A 16,907-nucleotide genomic window follows, 5' to 3' on the forward strand; every position below is an offset into this window, starting at 1 on the left:
CAGTCGAGCTCAGTCGACCTGGTTGATGCGGATGTGGTTGCCGGCCGGGTCACGGAAGGCGCAGTCGCGGACGCCGTACGGCTGGTCGGTCGGCTCCTGGATCACCTCCGCGCCGGTGGCCTGGATCCGGTCGAAGGTGGCCTCGAGGTCCGTGGTGGCCAGGATGAGCCGGGCGTAGCTGCCCTTGGCCATCATCTCGAGGATCGCGCGGCGCTCGTCGTCGACCAGGCCCGGGTCCATCGCCGGGGGCTCCAGGACCAGGTTGGTCTCCGGCTGCCCGGCCGGCCCGACCGTGATCCAGCGCTGGCCGCCGTAGGCGACGTCCTTGCGGACCTCGAAGCCGAGCGTGTCGCGGTAGAACGACAGCGAGGCCTCCGGGTCGGTGTGGGGCAGGAACGTGGTGTGAATGCTGAGATCCATGGCCGTCACGCTAGTGCGGGGGCGACGGGCGTCGCTTCTCGATTCCTGACGGGTCGGGTGACCTGCTTCGTCACGCACGACGGCATCTCCGCCGCTCCGGCCGTCTCCTCGGCCGCGGCCTCGGCGGCCTTGCGGCGGTACACGCCGGGCGAGACGCCGACGAGCTCGGTGAAGCGGGTGCTGAAGGTGCCCAGCGACGCGCAGCCCACCGCGAAGCACACCTCGGTGACGCTCAGGTCGCCACGGCGCAGCAACGCCATCGCGCGCTCGATGCGTCGCGTCATCAGATAGCTGTACGGCGACTCGCCGAACGCGAGCCTGAACTCGCGGCTCAGGTGACCCGCCGAGAGGTGCACGCCGCGCGCGAGCGCCTCCACATCCAGAGGCTGGGCGTACTCCCGGTCGATGCGGTCGCGGACCTGGCGCAGGCGGGCGAGGTGGCGCAGCCGCTCGGGGCTGACCAGCTCGTCGAACGGCACGGACGCATCAAGCACTCCTCCATCCTGTCGTCCCCCACCGACAGCGTCCACCCGGGCGGCCACCCGGGCGTCCACCCCGCCTGGCCCGACCAGGCTGGCCCACCGTGACCAGGCGCGCGGCACCGGTATGGCCCGGGCGGGTCAGATTCGTCCCCAACACGGCGGGTTCTGCGGCGATCCTCCGAAGAACCGGGCCCCTGCCGATCTAGCGTGGAGATGCCACCGAGGGAGTAACGCCATGTGGGACACCGTCGAAACGAACACCGAGCACCTCTCGCACGACCTGCCGTGCCAGTACTGCGGCCACGCCGGTCATGTGTTCCTGCCGTGCGACCAGGACTGCGGCTGCGAGCCCGCGCTCGTCGGCCAGTCCGGTCGAGCCGGCCGCTGACGGCGCCGGCCGGTCAGTCGACCGACGGCCGCTGCGCGGGCGTCGAGGTCTGCTGGTAGCTCTCCCCCGTGCCTTCCGGGTCCGCGGTGCGCTCGTCGGACTCCTCGAGGATCTCCTCGGCCTGTGCCTGCGGGTCCTCGCTCCCGACGACCTGCTCCTCCGGCAGCAGCGCTGCCCGGGTCTCGGCCCGCTCCCGGTCCCGCTGGTTCCCGGTCGCCTGTCCCGGCTGGTACTCGTCCATGAGGGACCGGTACCCCGCTGGCGGATCAGGGCTGCAGGAACACCTTGATCGCGGTGCGCTCGTCCATGGCGCGGTAGCCCTCGGCGACTTGGTCCATCGGGATCGTCAGGTCGAAGACCGGCCCCGGGTCGATGGTGCCGTGGAGCACGAGCCCGAGCAGCTCGGGCAGGTAGCGGCGCACCGGCGCCATGCCGCCGTAGAGGCCGACGTTGCGACCGAACATCGCGTTCACCGGCAGGTTCACACCGTGCGGGACGCCGACGAAGCCCACCATGGAGCCGGGACGGGCCACCTTGAAGGCGGTCTTCATGGCCTGGTCGGTGCCGACGCACTCGAGGGTGTAGTCGGCGCCGACGCCGCCGGTCAGCTCCCGCACGGCAGCCTCCCCGGACTCACCGCGTTCGGCCACGATGTCGGTCGCGCCGAAGCGCCGAGCCAGCTCCTGGCGGTCCTCGTGGCGCGACATCGCCACGACCCGCTCGGCGCCCAGCTGGCGGGCTGCGATGACGCCGCACAGTCCGACCGCGCCGTCCCCCACGACGACGGCGGTGCCGCCGCGGCGTACGCCGGCACAGACCGCCGCGTGCCAGCCGGTGGCCATCACGTCGGTCAGCGCCAGCAGTCCCGGCAGCAACGCGTCGTCCGGGACGCCGTCGGTGCGCACCAGGCTGCCGTCGGCCTGCTTGACCAGCGCGTACTCCGCCTGTCCGCTCGTGGTGAACCCGAGGTTCTCGCACACCGACTGGGCTCCGGCGCGACAGTGGGCGCAGGTGTTGTCGCAGTGACAGAACGGCACGATCACGAAGTCGCCCGGACGCACGGCGCTCACCGCCGCGCCGACCTCCTCGACGACACCGAGGCACTCATGCCCGATCGTCATGCCCGGGGTGATCTTGTTCTCGCCACGGTAGTTCCACAGGTCGGACCCGCAGATGCAGCTGGCCACCACCTTGACGATCGCGTCGGTCGGCTCGGCGATGACGGGGTCCGGCACCTCGGTGAAGCGGATGTCCCGGTCGCCGTGGAGAGTGGTGGCACGCATGCGGCCATCTTGGCAGGCGGTCCCCCGTCGCCTTCCGAGGTCCCCTACCAGGCCGATCGACGCCGCGTTGCGATATCTCATATATGAGTTACCGTTGTCGCATGAGTGAGGGATACAAGGGCCGCATCGGGAACCTCGTCCGCGACGCCCGCAAGCACCGTGGTCTCACCCAGGCCCAGCTGGCCGAACGTCTCGGGACCAGTCAGAGCGCCATCAACCGGATCGAGCAGGGCCAGCAGAACCTCTCCCTGGAGATGATCGCCCGGATCGGCGCTGCCGTCGACTCCGAGATCGTCTCACTCGCCGCCGGGCCCACGCACCTGCGGGTCACCGGCCCGACCACGCTCTCGGGCAGCATCGACGTGAAGACCTCGAAGAACGCCGGGGTCGCGCTGCTGTGCGCGTCCCTGCTGAACCGGGGTCGGACCACGCTGCGCAAGGTCGCGCGCATCGAGGAGGTCAACCGGCTGCTGGAGGTTCTGCGCTCCTTCGGGGTCCAGACCCGGTGGCTCAACGACGACAACGACCTGGAGATCATCCCGCCGCGCGACCTGCGGCTCGACGCCATCGACGAGGACGCCGCTCGGCGCACCCGCTCGGTGATCATGTTCCTGGGTCCGCTCCTGCACCGCGCCGACAACTTCGAGCTGCCCTACGCCGGCGGCTGCAACCTCGGCACGCGCACCGTGGAGCCGCACATGGCGGCGCTGCGTCCGTTCGGCCTCGAGGTCAAGGCGACCGAGGGCTCCTACCACGCGCGGGTCACCCGGTCGGTCGAGCCGGGTCGCCCGATCGTGCTGACCGAGCGCGGCGACACCGTCACGGAGAACGCGCTCATGGCCGCGGCGCTGCACCCGGGCACCACGGTGATCCGGAACGCGTCGTCGAACTACATGGTCCAGGACCTCTGCTTCTACCTGCAGAAGCTCGGCGTGAGCGTCGAGGGCGTCGGCACCACCACACTGACGGTCACGGGCGTCGAGACCATCGACGTCGACGTCGACTACGCGCCGTCGGAGGACCCGATCGAGGCGATGAGCCTGCTGGCGGCCGCCATCGTCACCGACTCCGAGATCACCATCCGGCGCGTCCCGATCGAGTTCCTCGAGATCGAGCTCGCCACGCTGGAGGAGATGGGCCTGGTCTACGAGCGCGGCGAGGAGTACGTCGCCCGCAACGGCCGGACCCGGCTGGTCGACATCACCACCGGCCACTCGGTGCTGCACGCGCCGCTGGACAAGATCCACCCGATGCCGTTCCCCGGCCTCAACATCGACAACCTGCCGTTCTTCGCGGTGATCGCCGCCGTGGCGCAGGGCCAGACGCTGCTGCACGACTGGGTCTACGAGAACCGCGCCATCTACCTCACCGAGCTCAACAAGCTGGGCGCCTCGGTGAAGCTGATGGACCCGCACCGGGTGATGATCGAGGGGCCGACCCACTTCTCCGGTGCCGAGATCGTCTGTCCGCCCGCGTTGCGTCCCGCCGTGGTCATCCTGCTCGCGATGCTGGCCAGCAAGGGCACCTCCGTGCTCCGCTCGACCTACGTCATCGCCCGCGGCTACGAGGACCTCGCGGAGCGACTCAACGAGCTCGGCGCCAACATCGAGCCGTTCCGGGACATCAGCAACTAGCCTCCACCTGTGACCTCGTCGGCCGCAGTTCTCGCCTTCGCCCACCGCGGCGGCGCCTACCACCCGGAGATCGAGGGGCTCGAGAACACCCTGGCGGCCTTCGAGCATGCCGTGGCGCTCGGCTACGACTATCTCGAGACCGATGTCCACGTCACCCGTGACGGCGTGCTGCTCGCATTCCACGACGCCGTGCTGGACAGGGTCACCGATCAGCGCGGCGCGATCGCCGAGCTCACCTACGAGCAGGTGCGGACCGCCCGCGTCGGCGGTCACGAGCAGGTGCCCACCCTCGTGGAGCTGCTCGACGCGTTCCCGACGGCGAAGTTCAACGTCGACCTGAAGGCCCGTCGGGCCGCGGCCGCGCTCGCCGCGCTGCTCGACGATCGCGGTGACCACGACCGGGTGATCGTCGGGTCGTTCTCCCCCGCCACGCTGCGGGAGTTCCGCCGACTCTCGCGCGGCCGGGTGCGCACCTCGGCGCACCCCCTCGAGGTCGTCGCCTTCCTGGCACTGCCGAGCGGCCGGCTCGCGGACCGCCTCACCCGCCGCCGGGTCGCGGTGCTGCAGGTGCCGCACCGGCGCGGCCCGTTGACCGTCGCCTCCCGCGGCCTGGTACGCCGCGCTCACGCCGCGGGCAAGCAGGTGCACGTGTGGACGATCGACGACCCCGCGGAGATGAGGGAGCTGCTCGACCGGGGCGTGGACGGCCTGATGACCGACCGGACCGACCTGTTGAAGGACGTGCTCGCCGAGCGCGGCCAGTGGAGGGACTGAGATGAGCAGCGGCGCAACGAGCGACGGCACGCCCCGGGGTGCGACCGGGATCGCGGACCTGGGTCCGCTCGCGCGGCAACGCGAGCAGCGGGGGTGGTACTGGTACGACTGGGCCAACAGCGCCTACGTCACCACCGTCGCGACGGTCATGTTCGCGCCGTACCTCATCGAGGTCGCGGAGGCGGCCGCGGTCGACGACCGCATCAGCGTCGTCGGGCTCTCCGTCGCACCGGGCTCGCTCCCGGCGTACCTGGTGACGTTCTCGACCATCGTCTCTGCGGTCCTGCTGCCTCCGCTCGGAGCCCTGGCCGACCGGGTCGCGAACAAGAAGGGGCTGCTCGGCGCCTTCGCCTGGAGCGGTGCGGCGTTCGCGGCGCTGCTGTTCTTCTGCGCCGGCGACAACTGGCAGATCGGCGCGATCGCGGCGATCGGCGCCAACATCTGCCTCGCGGCCTCCATGGTGGTCAACGACTCGATCCTCCCGCTGATCTCCGAGGAGGACGAGCGGGACCGGGTCTCCTCGCGCGGCTGGGCGTTCGGCTACCTCGGCGGCGGGCTGCTGCTGGTGGCCAACCTGGTGCTCTTCCTCGGACACGACGCCTTCGGGCTGACCGAGGCGATGGCGGTGCGGATCAGCATGCTGTCGGCCGCGGCCTGGTGGGCGGGCTTCACGCTCATCCCGTTCCTGCGGCTGCGCCACCACGAGCCGGTGCACGTCGTCGCGGAGTCCGGCAGCATCGTCAAGCAGAGCTTCGGCCAGCTCCACGCCACGCTACGCGACCTGAGGAACTACCCGATGGCGCTGACCTTCCTGCTGGCCTACCTCTTCTTCAACGACGGCATCCAGACGGTCATCGCCTCAGCATCGGTGTACGGCGAGAAGGAGCTCGGCTTCGAGACGTCGGTGCTGATCGGCACGATCCTGCTGGTCCAGTTCGTGGCCTTCGGCGGTGCGCTGCTGTTCGGCAGGGCCGCCGGGCGGTACGGCGCCAAGCGGGTCATCCTCGTCGGCATCCTGATCTGGATGCTGATCGTCACGGTCGCGCTCTTCCTGCCCGAGAAGCAGATGGTGCCGTTCCTCCTGATGGGCGCGGCGATCGGGCTCGTCCTGGGTGGCACGCAGGCGCTGGCCCGGTCCTACTTCTCGCTGCTGATCCCGCGGGGCAAGGAGGCGGAGTACTTCAGCTTCTACCACGCCATGGACCGGGGCACGTCGTGGTTCGGCACCCTGGTCTTCGGCCTGGTCTACCAGTTCACCGACTCCTACCGGCCGGCCGTCTTCGCCCTGATCGCGTTCTTCGCCGTCGGCGGCCTCATCCTCACCCGGGTCGACACCGCGCGCGGGATCCGCGACGCAGGGAACGTCGCACCCGCTGTCGTGTGAGCCGTCGTCGGGGCCCTCGGCGCCGCGTGTGACGGACTCGTGCTGCGGGAACCGGCAATTGTCGGAATCCTGACGGCCTCGCTACCGTTGAACACTTCATCGGGGGGAAGCGGGTGTCGCCACGAGCGGGCGCTGCGGTCGTCCCTCCGACATCCCGAGGTGGCAGCCTGACCAGGCGGGCCACGAGGAACTAGCTGGGAGGTGGCTCATGGCGGAGCGCACACTACGGGGCGCCCGACTGGGCGGACAGAGCTTCGAGGACGAGCGCGGCATCGAGTTCGCCGCGCGCCAGCAGGTCGGCTACCGCTGCCCGCAGAACCACGAGTTCGAGATCACGATGTCGGTCGAGGCCGACGTCCCGGCGGTGTGGGAGTGCCCACGCTGCGGTCAGGAGGCGCTCAGCGTCAGCGGCGAGCAGCCCGAGGCCAAGGCGGAGAAGCCGGCGCGCACGCACTGGGACATGCTGCTGGAGCGGCGCTCGGAGAAGGAGCTCGAGGACATCCTCAAGGAGCGGCTCGAGCTGCTCCGCGGCGGTGAGATCGGCCCCGCCCACCTGCACCGCGCGAACGCGAAGAAGCGCAAGGCGAGCGCCTGAGGCTCACTCGTCGTCGATCACCTCGCCCCGGACCACGTCAGGTCCGGGGCGAGTGTCGTCGTGGGGGCCGCGGCGCGGCGTGGCGACGAGCAGCCGGCGTGAGACCAGGCCCGAGAGCAGCCGTCGGCCCAGCGGCCGCGTCACCGGCACGATGAGCACCAGCCCGACCACGTCGGTGACGAACCCCGGGCTCAGCATCAGCGCGCCGCCGGTCAGGATCAGAGCGGCGTCCGCGAGCTCACGGCCGGGCATCCGGCCGTCGGTGACGGCCTCGTGCAGCGCCCGCCAGGCTCGGGCGCCCTCCCGCTTGATGAGCCAGGATCCGACGACGGAGTCGGCGACCAGCAGCAGGATCGTCCACCAGGCGCCGATGACCTGCCCGACCTGGATCAGGACGTACAGCTCGGCGAGCGGGACCAGCACGAAGGCCGTGACGAGGACCCAGGTCCAGCGACGGCGGCGGGACGGGGAAGGGTTCACAGCTCCATCATCGCGCGAGCCATCGCTCGCGGGCACGTCGCACCTGCTCGCGGCGCTCCAGCAGCCCCCAGTGGGTCACCCGGCGCATCGACTCGGCCGCGACGGCCCCGCTCATCTTGGAGGCGCCCCGCACCCGCTCGACGAACTCGATCGGCACCTCGCGGACGGTGAGTCCTGCGTGCAGGGTGCGGGTGACGAGATCGGTCTGGAAGACGTAGCCGGTCGACTCGACGCCGCCCAGGTCGATCTTCTCCAGGGTCTGGCGCCGGAACACCCGGTAGCCGGCGGTCGCGTCGTGGACGGGGATGCCGAGCAGCAGCCGCACGTAGAGGTTGCCGCCGCGCGAGAGCGCGAGCCGGCCCAGCGGCCAGTTGACCACGCTGCCTCCGGGGACCCAGCGCGACCCGATCACGAGGTCGGCCTCGTGCAGCGCCTCCAGCAGCCGGCCCAGCTCCTCGGGCTGGTGCGAGCCGTCGGCGTCCATCTCGCCGATGACGTCGTAGCCGCGCTCCAGCGCCCATCCGAACCCCGCCAGGTACGCCGCGCCGAGTCCCGCCTTCTCGGTGCGGTGCAGCACGTGCACCTGCGGGTCGGCCGCGGCCAGGCGGTCGGCGATGGCGCCCGTGCCGTCCGGGGAGCCGTCGTCGACGACCAGGACGTCGACGCCCGGCTGCGCGCGCCGGAGCCGATCGACGATCCAGGCAAGGTTGTCGGCCTCGTTGTACGTCGGCACGACCATGACGACAGCGCCGAGGTCGCTCCCCCGGCGTCCTCCCAGGTCAGCTTCCACTTGGCACTCTCTCGCTCGGATCCTGCTGGACGGGACCGCCCGGCGCCGCGAGCACCGGTCCCGGGGCATCGTCGTCCCCACGGCGAACGCTACGCCGACGGCCGGCCACCACGGCGATCAGCAGGCCGAGGACCGTGACCGCCGCGGCGCCGCGTGCCGGCCAGGCGCCGAGCCGCACCGCCGGCGTCAGTCCGCTGACGAGCCCCACCCGCTGCACCAGCACGTCGGTGGTGCGCGGCGTCGCGCGGTCGAGCACGTGGCCGTCCGGCGCGACCACGCCGGTGATGCCGTTCGGGGACGCGACGACGACGTACCTCCCCGTCTCCAGGGCGCGCAGCCGGGTGATCGCGAACTGCTGCTCGATCTGGTGGGTCTCGATGAACGTGGCGTTGCTGGTCTGCACCGTGACCAGCTGGGCGCCCCGCCCGACCTGGTCGTGCAGCACGTCGTCGTAGGCGATGTCGAAGCAGATCGCGTCGGCGACCGAGATGCCGGCGACGGTGAGCGGCTCGGTCCGGGTGCCGGCGACCATGTCGCGACTGATCACGGCGAGCCGCCCGAAGTTGCGGTCCTCGAAGAACTGCCGGAACGGGATGTACTCGCCGTACGGCACCGGATGGCGCTTGGTGTAGCGGTCCCCCGGCCCGGTGACGGGATCCCACACGATGCCCTGGTTGAAGAAGTGGGTGGCGTCGCCGTCGACGATGCCACCCACGAGGACCGGCACGCCCACGGCGGCGACGGCCGACTCGATGAGCGCGTGGTCCTCGGCGTCGGCGAAGGGGTCGACCGCGGTGGAGTTCTCCGGCCAGAGCACGAAGTCGGGCCGGGTCTCCTCGCCGTCCTCGACCCGGCGTGCGAGGTCGACGGTCGCCTCGGCGTGGTTGCGGGTGACCCCGCGGTGGTCGTAGAGGATGTCGTTGCCCGGGCCGGGGACGTCACCCTGGACGGCGGCCACGGTCGCCTGGCCCGTGATCTCCGGGCTCCACGGACGCAGGGCGGCCAGCGAGGTCAGCCCCGCGACGGCCGCCAGGCCCACGAGCGTACGCCGGCGGCGCGGGTCGGCGACCAGGGCGGCGAGCAGTGCGCCGGCCAGCGCCAGACCCGCGCTGACCCCGGTCGCTCCGACGTAGGGCAGCGCGGCTGCCACGGGCGTGTCGGCCACCCCGTACGCCAGCCGGCCCCAGGGCATCCCGCTGAAGGGCCAGCCGCTGCGCACCGCCTCCATCGTCGTCCAGGCGGCGGCGACCCACACCGGCCAGCCGGGCAGCCGGCTGAGGGCCGTGGTGACCGGAGCGAGGACGGCGTAGAACAGCGCCTCGACGCTCGCGAGCGCCAGCCACGCGTCGGTGCCGACCGCTCGCATCCAGACGATGTGGGTGAAGTAGAAGGCGATGCCGAACGCCAGGCCGACCAGGAGCGAGCCACGCGGGCGCAGGCCGCGCACCGCCAGCACGTAGCCGGCGACGGCGAAAGGGATGACGAAGGGCAGCGCGACGGGCTCGAACGCGGCCGCGAGCACGAGTCCCGCCGCGACGGCGAACCCGACCCGCAGCGGCAGGACCTGCTGTGGCACCGTCCCACGGTACCGGGCCGCAGAGCGCGGAAGGACCCCGGCGCCCTTCGGTCCGACCTGGTCATCGACCGGCTGCCGGTGCCGAGGTCGTTGTCTAAGGAGGTCGGGGCCCTTCCGTGTCCGTCCTCGCGACCCGGACCGACCTCCGCGGACCGGGTCATCCACGTGCCTGGAGCGGCACGCTCTGACCCGACCACTCGGACGGCGGTCCGGTTGCCGCGATCTGCCTGGGCGGACTGCGACAGACTCACGATTCGTGGTCTCGCCGTCAACTGGCTGCTGACCTGCGCAAACGCACGTCTTCGCAGGTCAGACGCGGTGTGTCGTCAGCAAAATTGACGAAGAAATCCCCTGGCTCACGGCGTGTCGGCGTGACAGCGGCCTAGACCACACCGGGCAGCTCGCCGGGGACGACCACGGTGCCTCGGGCCGTCGTCGCGACCACCGGCTCCGCGAGGAGCGTGGCCGCGCCGGGACGCTCGGCCGTCGCGGCGCCGCGGGCCACCACCGTCGCCGTGAACTCCATGACCCGCGACCGGGTCCCGGCGCGCACCAGCTCCGCCGTCACCTCGAGGATGTCCCCGGCCCGCACCGGGGCGCGGAACTGGACCTCGTCGTAGGAGGCGAACAGGCCCTCGTCGCCGTCGGTGCGGATGCACAGCTCGGTGGCGACGTCCCCGAACAGCCCGAGGCTGTAGGCGCCGTCGACCAGGTTGCCGGCGTAGTGGGCGTGGGAGTAGGGCACGTAGCGGCGGTGGGTGACAGTCGTGCCGACCAGAGCGCCGATCGTGGGGCCGGTCATGGAGCCTCCGTGGGTCGAGAGATCCGGTGGACGAGATAGGAGGCGACCTCGGCCGGCGTCGTGCCGCGACCGAAGATCCGGTCGACGCCGAGCTCGGAGGCCATCGACTCGTCGAACCGCGGCCCGCCGACCACGAGCAGGGGCCGCTCATGGCTCGGGTAGGCCTCCCGGAACGCCGCCGACATCTCGCGGGTGTTGAGCAGGTGCGCGTCGCGCTGCGTGACGACCTGGGAGACCAGCACGGCGTCGGCGCGCTCGGCGCGCGCCCGCTCCACCAGCAGCGGCACGTCGACCTGGGCGCCGAGGTTCACGACCCGCAGCTCCTGGTAGTACTCCAGCCCCTTCTCCCCCGCGAACCCCTTGATGTTGAGGATCGCGTCGATCCCGACGGTGTGCGCGTCGGTGCCGATGCAGGCGCCGACGACCGTGAGCGGGCGCCGCAGCAGCCGCTTGACCGCGGCGTTGACCTCCTTGGGGCTCAGCAGCGGGAAGTCCCGCTCCACGACGTCCACCTTGTCGGTGTCGACGAGGTGGTTGACCCGGCCGTAGACCACGAAGAAGGTGAAGTCGGGCCCCATCGGCTTGCTGTGGACCACGAGCGCGGGATCGAGGCCCATCTTGGCCGCGAGCTGGCGCGCCGCGCCGTCCGCGATCTTCGAGTGCGCCAGGGGCAGCGTGAAGCTCAGCTGGACCATGCCGTCGCCGGTGGTGTCGCCGTACGGGCGGATGATGCTCATTGGCCGCCTCCCGTCAGGATCTCCGTGGCGGGGTTGACGTAGACGGGCGACTTCCGCGCCACGCCCTCGAGCCCTCTCCCGCCGTCGGCGGGGCGCTTCATCAGGCCGAACGTGCCGTCCGCGATCGCGTCCAGGAACCCGTGCTCGTGGTCGACGATGCGCTCCAGCAGGTCGATCGACTCACCGAGCACCCGGCGTGCGCGCTGGACGATGAAGCCGTCCGGAGCAGGCCGGAAGTCCTCGTGCAGGTTGCCGGCGGCCTCCAGGACGTAGCGGACGTTCTGCAGCGCCAGGTCGCGGTCGGAGAGCCAGGGCGTCACCACGGCCTCGGTCATCATCCCGACCAGCAGGATCCCCTGCCCGGTCAGCGCGCCCGCGAGGTTGAAGAAGCCGTCGAGCAGGTAGCCCCGGAAGACGTCGCCGGTCATGTGGCGCGTCGGTGGCATCCACTTCAGCGGCGCGTCGGGGAAGAGCTCGCGCGCGAGCAGGGCGTGGGCGAGCTCGAGCCGGAAGGAGTCCGGCACGTCGGGGTCGATCTCGAAGGCGTGGCCGAGGCCCAGCTGCCAGTCCTCCAGACCGGCCTCCTTGGCGAAGTACTCGTTGAGGAGCTGGCTGGTCGTGACCGTGTGCGCCGCCTCGACGGCGTCGGCGGTGGTGAGGTAGTTGTCCTCGCCGGTGTTGATGATGATGCCGGCGCGGGCGTGGACCTGGCGGCTGAACCGCTGGTCGACGAAGGTGCGCACCGGGTTGATGTCGCGGAAGAGGATCCCGTACATCGAGTCGTTGAGCATCATGTCCAGCCGCTCCAGGCCCGCGAGCGTCGCGATCTCCGGCATGCACAGGCCTGAGGCGTAGTTGGTGAGCCTGATGTAGCGGCCCAGCTCCCGCGACGTCTCGTCCAGCGCGGCCCGCATCAGCCGGAAGTTCTCCTGCGTGGCGTAGGTGCCGGCGAAGCCCTCCCGGGTGGCGCCCTCGGGAACGAAGTCGAGCAGGCTCTGGCCCGTCGACCGGATCACGGCGATGACGTCGGCGCCCGCCCGTGCGGCCGCCTGCGCCTGCGGGATGTCCTCGTAGATGTCGCCGGTGGCGACGATGAGGTAGATCCACGGCTGCCGCGGCGCGTCGCCCACGCGGGCGACCAGCTCCTCGCGGGTACGCCGGGCCGCGTCGATGCGCTCGATGCCCGACCCGATCTGGCGGGCGGCCGCGCGGGTGGCGCGGGCGGCGTCCTCTCCTTCGGGGACGCGGAACGTCACCGAGCCCGCGGCCGCCTTCTGGGCCAGCGCGGTCAGATCCTCGCCCTCGGCGCGCCGCAGGGCGTCCCAGACCGGGAGCGTCACCCCGTGCTCGAGGCCGACGTCGGCCCGGACCGCGTCGACGAGCCGGTTGACCCACGGCGTGCCGTCCGGATCAGCCCCGGAGAGCCCGGCCAGCCGGAGCGTCGCCCGCTCCACCGAGACCGTGGTGTGCTGCTCGGCGAGCTCGACGATCGGGCGGCCTACCGTCCGAGCCAGCTCGCGCGCCCGGCGTACGGTCGCCGGGTCCAGGTCGAGCTTCCCCGTCATCACAGCCTCGCCTCGAAGAGCGCCCGCACGCCGGCGCTCTCCCGCAGTAGGGACAGGGCGTACTCGGCGTGGCCGGGGACGTAGCCGTTCCCGATCAGCATCGTCACGTCGGCCGCCAGCCCCTCGGCGCCGAGCGCGGCGGCGGGGAACGAGGTGGCCATCGAGAAGAAGACGACCGTCCCGCCCTCCGCGGTGGCGAGGATGGCGCCGCCCTCGCACCCGGGCACGTCGACGCAGACGACGGTCACGTCGGCCGGTCCGCCGGCGCCGGTGACCGCCTCACGCAGCGCGATCGGGTCACGCGCGTCGGCGACCACGACCTCGTCGGCCAGTGCGGTCGGACGCAGCCGCGCGGCCTCCGCCTCTGTCGGCACGACGCCGATGGTGTGGCGGGCGCCGGCAGCGCGGGCGGCCGCCAGGCTGAGGGACCCCGACTTGCCGCCCCCGCCGATTACCGCGACGACGGGCGCGTCGTACTGGCCGACCACCCGTCTCGTCAGCGCCGGCGCGCCGCAGACGTCCATCACCGCGAGGCTCAGCTGGGTGGGGAGGTCGTTGGGCAGGACCGCGGCGATCGAGCGGCCGAAGAGGATCGCGTAGCCGTCGCACGGGACCTGCTCGCTCCCGCCGTCCCAGCGGGCCAGTCCGTCCTCGATGACGAGCGGGGTGAGCGTCAGCGAGACCAGCGTCGCCACCCGATCGCCCACCCGCAGCCCCAGCGGCGACGCGGGTCCGATCTCCTCCACCGTGCCGACCAGCATCCCGCCGGAGCCGGTGAGGGGGTTCTGCATCTTGCCCCGACTTTCGACGATGTCGAGCACGGCGGCCCGCACCTTGTCGCCGTCGCCGTAGGCCTCGTGGAGCTGCCGGAAGGACGCGGCGTCGAGGTTGAGCCGCTCGACCCGTACCCGGACCTCGTCGGGCCACAGGTCGGGGCGGGTGTCGAGCCGGTCAGCCGCCTGGGGCAGCACGGCGGCGCCGTCGAGCACGCGGTGCAGGCCGGTCGGATCGGAGCGCATGAAGGCAGATTGCCACAACTTCGCCGCGACGTCGCGACACGCGACGCAACGATTTCCTGTTCGATGCTTCCTAGGCCGGACGTTCTGTGCCTAACCTGCGGATATGACGGCAACCATCGCGAGCGCGGCCACGACCGGCCAGCCCTATGTCTACCGCCGCGCCGAGCTCGTCGAGCCGGACTGGACCCGGTTCCCCGGCTGGCGCGACGTGGACGAGGCCGAGTGGCGTGACGCCCAATGGCAGCGGGTCCACTGCGTGCGCAACGTCCGACAGTTGCGCGCCCTGATGGGCGACCTGCTCGACGAGCGCTTCTACACCGACCTGGAGCGGGACCAGGCGGAGCGCGCCACGATGTCGATGCTCGTCCCGCCCCAGATGCTCAACACGATGGTGCCCGCGGGGGCGCCGGCCGGGCCGGAGTTCACCGAGGCGTTCTACGCCGACCCCGTACGGCGCTACATGATCCCGGTGCTCAGCGACCGCCGGACCGACTGGCCCTCCCACCCGCACGCGACCCGTGACTCCCTCCACGAGCACGACATGTGGGTGGCCGAGGGGCTCACCCACCGCTACCCCACGAAGGTGCTCGCCGAGCTGCTGCCGACCTGCCCTCAGTACTGCGGTCACTGCACGCGGATGGACCTGGTCGGCAACTCCACGCCGACGGTGGAGAAGCTCAAGTTCCTCGGCAAGCCGGTCGACCGGCACACCGCGATGCTCGACTACCTCCGGCGCACACCCCAGGTCCGCGACGTCGTCGTCAGCGGGGGCGATGTGGCCAACCTGCCGTGGCCGCGGTTGGAGGACTTCCTGACCCAGCTGCTCACGATCGACAACATCCGTGACATCCGGCTCGCGACCAAGGCGCTCATCGGCCTGCCGCAGCACTGGCTGCAGGCCGAGGTCGTCGACGGCGTCGGTCGGGTCGCCTCGATCGCCCGGGCCCGCGGCGTCAGCCTCGCGATCCACACCCACGCCAACCATGCCAACTCCGTGACGCCGCTCGTCGCCGAGGCGGCCAGGGCGATGTTCGACGCCGGGGTCCGCGACGTGCGCAACCAGGGCGTGCTGCTGGCCGGAGTGAACGCCGACGCGCACACGCTGCTCGACCTGTCCTTCCGGCTCCTCGACGGCGCCCAGGTCCTGCCCTACTACTTCTACATGTGCGACATGATCCCCGCCGCCGAGCACTGGCGGGTGTCGGTGGCCGAGGCGCAGCGGCTGCAGCACGACATCATGGGCTACCTGCCCGGCTTCGCCACGCCGCGCATCGTCTGCGACGTGCCGTTCGTCGGCAAGCGGTGGGTGCACCAGCTGGCCGACTACGACCGTGAGCGCGGCATCTCGTACTGGACCAAGAACTACCGCACCTCGATCGAGGCCAGCGACCTCGAGGCCCTGGAGCGCACGCACGCCTACTACGACCCGATCCACACCCTCCCCGAGGCCGGTCAGGCTTGGTGGCGCGAGCACGCCGGGGATGCGTGAGCCTCAGTCGCTGACCGGGCGGTTCTCGAAGTACGTCGACAGCACGATCGTCGTGCGCGTCGAGACCGCCGCGGCCGCGCGGATCCGGGCGAGGAGGTCCTCGAGGGCCGCCGGCGTCGCCGTGCGGACCTTGAGGACGTAGGACTCCTCACCGGCCACCGACCAGCACGACTCGATCTCGGGGATGTCCTGGATCCGCACCGGACAGTCGTCGGCCGCGGAGGGGTCGAACGGCCGGATCGAGACGAACGCGGTGAGCGGCAGCCCCAGCTCGGCGTGGTTCACCGTGGCGCCGTACCCCTGGATCAGGCCGCGCTGCTCGAGGCGCTTGACGCGCTGGTGCACCGCCGAGGTGGACAGGCCCGTCGCCTTCCCGAGGTCGGTGAACGACATCCGTCCGTCCGCGGCGAGCAGCTGCAGGATCTTGCGGTCGGTGCCTTCGACCTCCGGAGCGCTCACGGCCGTCACTGTAGCCAGCGTCACGCGCCCGCGCCCGCATGATTGGATGCTGGACGTGCCGGACCAGACCACCTCCTCCCCCGCCGACGCCGCCAGCGAGGCTCCCGCCGCGGCGCCCCTCATGCTGCTCGACACCGCCAGCATGTACTTCCGGGCGTTCTTCGGCGTCCCCGAGATCAGCGCACCCGACGGCACGCCCGTCAACGCGGTGCGGGGGCTGCTGGACTTCATCAGCCGGCTGGTCGAGCGGTACTCCCCCGGCGAGCTGGTCTGCTGCTGGGACAACGACTGGCGTCCGCAGTGGCGCGTCGACCTGCTGCCGTCGTACAAGGGGCACCGGGTGGTCGAGGAGCGCGACGTCGCCCCCGACGTCGAGGAGGTGCCGGACCCGCTCCAGGTCCAGGTGCCGCTCATCCTGGACGTGCTGGCGGCGCTCGGCATCGCGGTGCGGGGCGTCGACGGGTACGAGGCCGACGACGTCATCGGCACCCTCGCCACCGGGGCCGGGCGGCCCGTCCTCGTGGTGACCGGCGACCGCGACCTCTTCCAGCTCGTCGACGACGCGGCCGACGTCCGCGTGGTCTACATCGCGCGCGGCGTCAACAACCACGACCTGGTCGACAACGCCTGGGTCGAGGCCAAGTACGGCGTCGCCGCGCGACAGTACGCCGACTTCGCGACGCTGCGCGGCGACGCCTCCGACGGCCTGCCCGGTGTCGCCGGCGTCGGCGACAAGACCGCGGCCACCCTGCTGCAGCGTCACGGCGACATGGCCGGCATCCTCGCCGCCGTCGAGGACCCCGACTCCGGGCTCGGCCCGGGGCCGCGCGGCAAGCTCCGGGCCGCCGAGGCCTACCTCGCGGTCGCGCCCCGGGTCGTCGCGGTCGCCCGTGACCTCGACGTCGACCGCACGGGCCTGACACTCCCCCGCGTCCCCGCCGACCCCGAGCGGCTGGCCGAGCTCGCCGAGCGCTACAACCTCTCCGGTCCGGTCGGGCGGCTGCTCACGGTGCTGGGGCGCTAGCCGCGG

At 71.6% G+C, this 16,907-nt stretch carries 19 protein-coding genes; 7 read left to right on the forward strand and 12 right to left on the reverse strand.

Going from position 1 to position 16,907, the window contains the following annotated elements:
• Nucleotides 1–9 precede the first annotated feature (9 nt).
• Nucleotides 10–420, reverse strand: coding sequence for a VOC family protein (locus tag VGE38_RS12990; protein WP_331142966.1), 411 nt, complete (start codon nt 418–420; stop codon nt 10–12).
• Between the two features lie 5 nt (nt 421–425).
• Nucleotides 426–914 carry a helix-turn-helix transcriptional regulator gene (locus VGE38_RS12995; RefSeq protein WP_331142967.1) on the reverse strand — a complete coding sequence of 163 codons (489 nt, stop codon included), beginning with the start codon at nt 912–914 and terminating at the stop codon, nt 426–428.
• A gap of 223 nt (nt 915–1,137) precedes the next feature.
• Between VGE38_RS12995 and VGE38_RS13000 the strand changes: the two genes are divergently transcribed.
• Nucleotides 1,138–1,290 (forward strand): hypothetical protein, encoded by a 153-nt coding sequence (locus VGE38_RS13000; protein WP_331142968.1) that lies wholly within the window; start codon nt 1,138–1,140, stop codon nt 1,288–1,290.
• 13 nt (nt 1,291–1,303) lie between these two features.
• On the opposite strand, the gene VGE38_RS13005 is transcribed toward VGE38_RS13000, so the two are convergent.
• Nucleotides 1,304–1,531 (reverse strand): hypothetical protein, encoded by a 228-nt coding sequence (locus VGE38_RS13005; RefSeq protein WP_331142969.1) that lies wholly within the window; start codon nt 1,529–1,531, stop codon nt 1,304–1,306.
• A 25-nt stretch (nt 1,532–1,556) separates the two neighbouring features.
• A complete protein-coding gene (locus VGE38_RS13010) occupies nt 1,557–2,573 on the reverse strand; it encodes a zinc-dependent alcohol dehydrogenase family protein (protein WP_331142970.1) in 1,017 nt (338 codons plus the stop codon).
• A 101-nt stretch (nt 2,574–2,674) separates the two neighbouring features.
• Here VGE38_RS13010 and relB point away from each other — a divergent pair, with 101 nt between their 5' ends.
• The 4 genes from relB (at nt 2,675) to VGE38_RS13030 (ending at nt 6,960) form a co-directional block, all read left to right on the forward strand.
• The gene (gene relB, locus VGE38_RS13015) at nt 2,675–4,207 is read left to right on the forward strand and encodes a type II toxin-antitoxin system RelB family anti-toxin (RefSeq protein WP_331142971.1); all 1,533 of its coding nucleotides are present in this window, start codon (nt 2,675–2,677) and stop codon (nt 4,205–4,207) included.
• A 9-nt stretch (nt 4,208–4,216) separates the two neighbouring features.
• Nucleotides 4,217–4,981 carry a glycerophosphodiester phosphodiesterase family protein gene (locus tag VGE38_RS13020; protein WP_331142972.1) on the forward strand — a complete coding sequence of 255 codons (765 nt, stop codon included), beginning with the start codon at nt 4,217–4,219 and terminating at the stop codon, nt 4,979–4,981.
• Nucleotide 4,982: 1 nt separating this feature from the next.
• Nucleotides 4,983–6,365 (forward strand): MFS transporter, encoded by a 1,383-nt coding sequence (locus tag VGE38_RS13025; RefSeq protein ID WP_331142973.1) that lies wholly within the window; start codon nt 4,983–4,985, stop codon nt 6,363–6,365.
• 208 nt (nt 6,366–6,573) lie between these two features.
• Nucleotides 6,574–6,960, forward strand: a complete 387-nt coding sequence (locus VGE38_RS13030; RefSeq protein ID WP_331142974.1) for an RNA polymerase-binding protein RbpA — start codon at nt 6,574–6,576, stop codon at nt 6,958–6,960.
• A gap of 3 nt (nt 6,961–6,963) precedes the next feature.
• Here VGE38_RS13030 and VGE38_RS13035 read toward each other — a convergent pair whose 3' ends face one another.
• From VGE38_RS13035 to kdd, 7 genes are all read right to left on the reverse strand, one after another.
• Entirely contained in the window at nt 6,964–7,440 is a 477-nt protein-coding gene (locus tag VGE38_RS13035; RefSeq protein WP_331142975.1) for an FxsA family protein, read from the reverse strand.
• A 7-nt stretch (nt 7,441–7,447) separates the two neighbouring features.
• Nucleotides 7,448–8,179 carry a polyprenol monophosphomannose synthase gene (locus VGE38_RS13040; RefSeq protein ID WP_331143047.1) on the reverse strand — a complete coding sequence of 244 codons (732 nt, stop codon included), beginning with the start codon at nt 8,177–8,179 and terminating at the stop codon, nt 7,448–7,450.
• Nucleotides 8,180–8,219: 40 nt separating this feature from the next.
• The gene (lnt, locus tag VGE38_RS13045; protein ID WP_331142976.1) at nt 8,220–9,806 is read right to left on the reverse strand and encodes an apolipoprotein N-acyltransferase; all 1,587 of its coding nucleotides are present in this window, start codon (nt 9,804–9,806) and stop codon (nt 8,220–8,222) included.
• Between the two features lie 382 nt (nt 9,807–10,188).
• Nucleotides 10,189–10,608: a 3-aminobutyryl-CoA ammonia lyase gene (kal, locus tag VGE38_RS13050; RefSeq protein ID WP_331142977.1), complete on the reverse strand. Its 420-nt coding sequence runs from the start codon at nt 10,606–10,608 to the stop codon at nt 10,189–10,191.
• On the reverse strand, nt 10,605–11,345 hold the full coding sequence (kamE, locus tag VGE38_RS13055) for a lysine 5,6-aminomutase subunit beta (protein ID WP_331142978.1): 741 nt from the start codon (nt 11,343–11,345) through the stop codon (nt 10,605–10,607). The genes kal and kamE overlap by 4 nt, the downstream gene beginning before the upstream one ends.
• Complete coding sequence (gene kamD / locus VGE38_RS13060) at nt 11,342–12,910, reverse strand: lysine 5,6-aminomutase subunit alpha (RefSeq protein WP_331142979.1); 1,569 nt, start codon at nt 12,908–12,910, stop codon at nt 11,342–11,344. Before kamD ends, kamE begins: the two co-directional genes overlap by 4 nt.
• The gene (gene kdd, locus VGE38_RS13065) at nt 12,910–13,929 is read right to left on the reverse strand and encodes an L-erythro-3,5-diaminohexanoate dehydrogenase (protein ID WP_331142980.1); all 1,020 of its coding nucleotides are present in this window, start codon (nt 13,927–13,929) and stop codon (nt 12,910–12,912) included. Before kdd ends, kamD begins: the two co-directional genes overlap by 1 nt.
• Before the next feature lie 103 nt (nt 13,930–14,032).
• Here kdd and VGE38_RS13070 point away from each other — a divergent pair, with 103 nt between their 5' ends.
• Entirely contained in the window at nt 14,033–15,418 is a 1,386-nt protein-coding gene (locus VGE38_RS13070; RefSeq protein WP_331142981.1) for a KamA family radical SAM protein, read from the forward strand.
• Between the two features lie 3 nt (nt 15,419–15,421).
• Here the strand turns inward: VGE38_RS13070 and VGE38_RS13075 are convergent, their stop codons facing one another.
• Nucleotides 15,422–15,877: an Lrp/AsnC family transcriptional regulator gene (locus tag VGE38_RS13075; protein ID WP_331142982.1), complete on the reverse strand. Its 456-nt coding sequence runs from the start codon at nt 15,875–15,877 to the stop codon at nt 15,422–15,424.
• 121 nt (nt 15,878–15,998) lie between these two features.
• On the opposite strand from VGE38_RS13075, the gene VGE38_RS13080 reads away from it, so the two are divergent.
• Nucleotides 15,999–16,901 (forward strand): 5'-3' exonuclease, encoded by a 903-nt coding sequence (locus tag VGE38_RS13080; RefSeq protein ID WP_414690954.1) that lies wholly within the window; start codon nt 15,999–16,001, stop codon nt 16,899–16,901.
• Nucleotides 16,902–16,907: the final 6 nt, after the last annotated feature.

Origin of the sequence: Nocardioides sp. (genome assembly GCF_036405735.1) — a bacterium.
In the GTDB taxonomy this organism is placed as follows: domain Bacteria; phylum Actinomycetota; class Actinomycetes; order Propionibacteriales; family Nocardioidaceae; genus Nocardioides.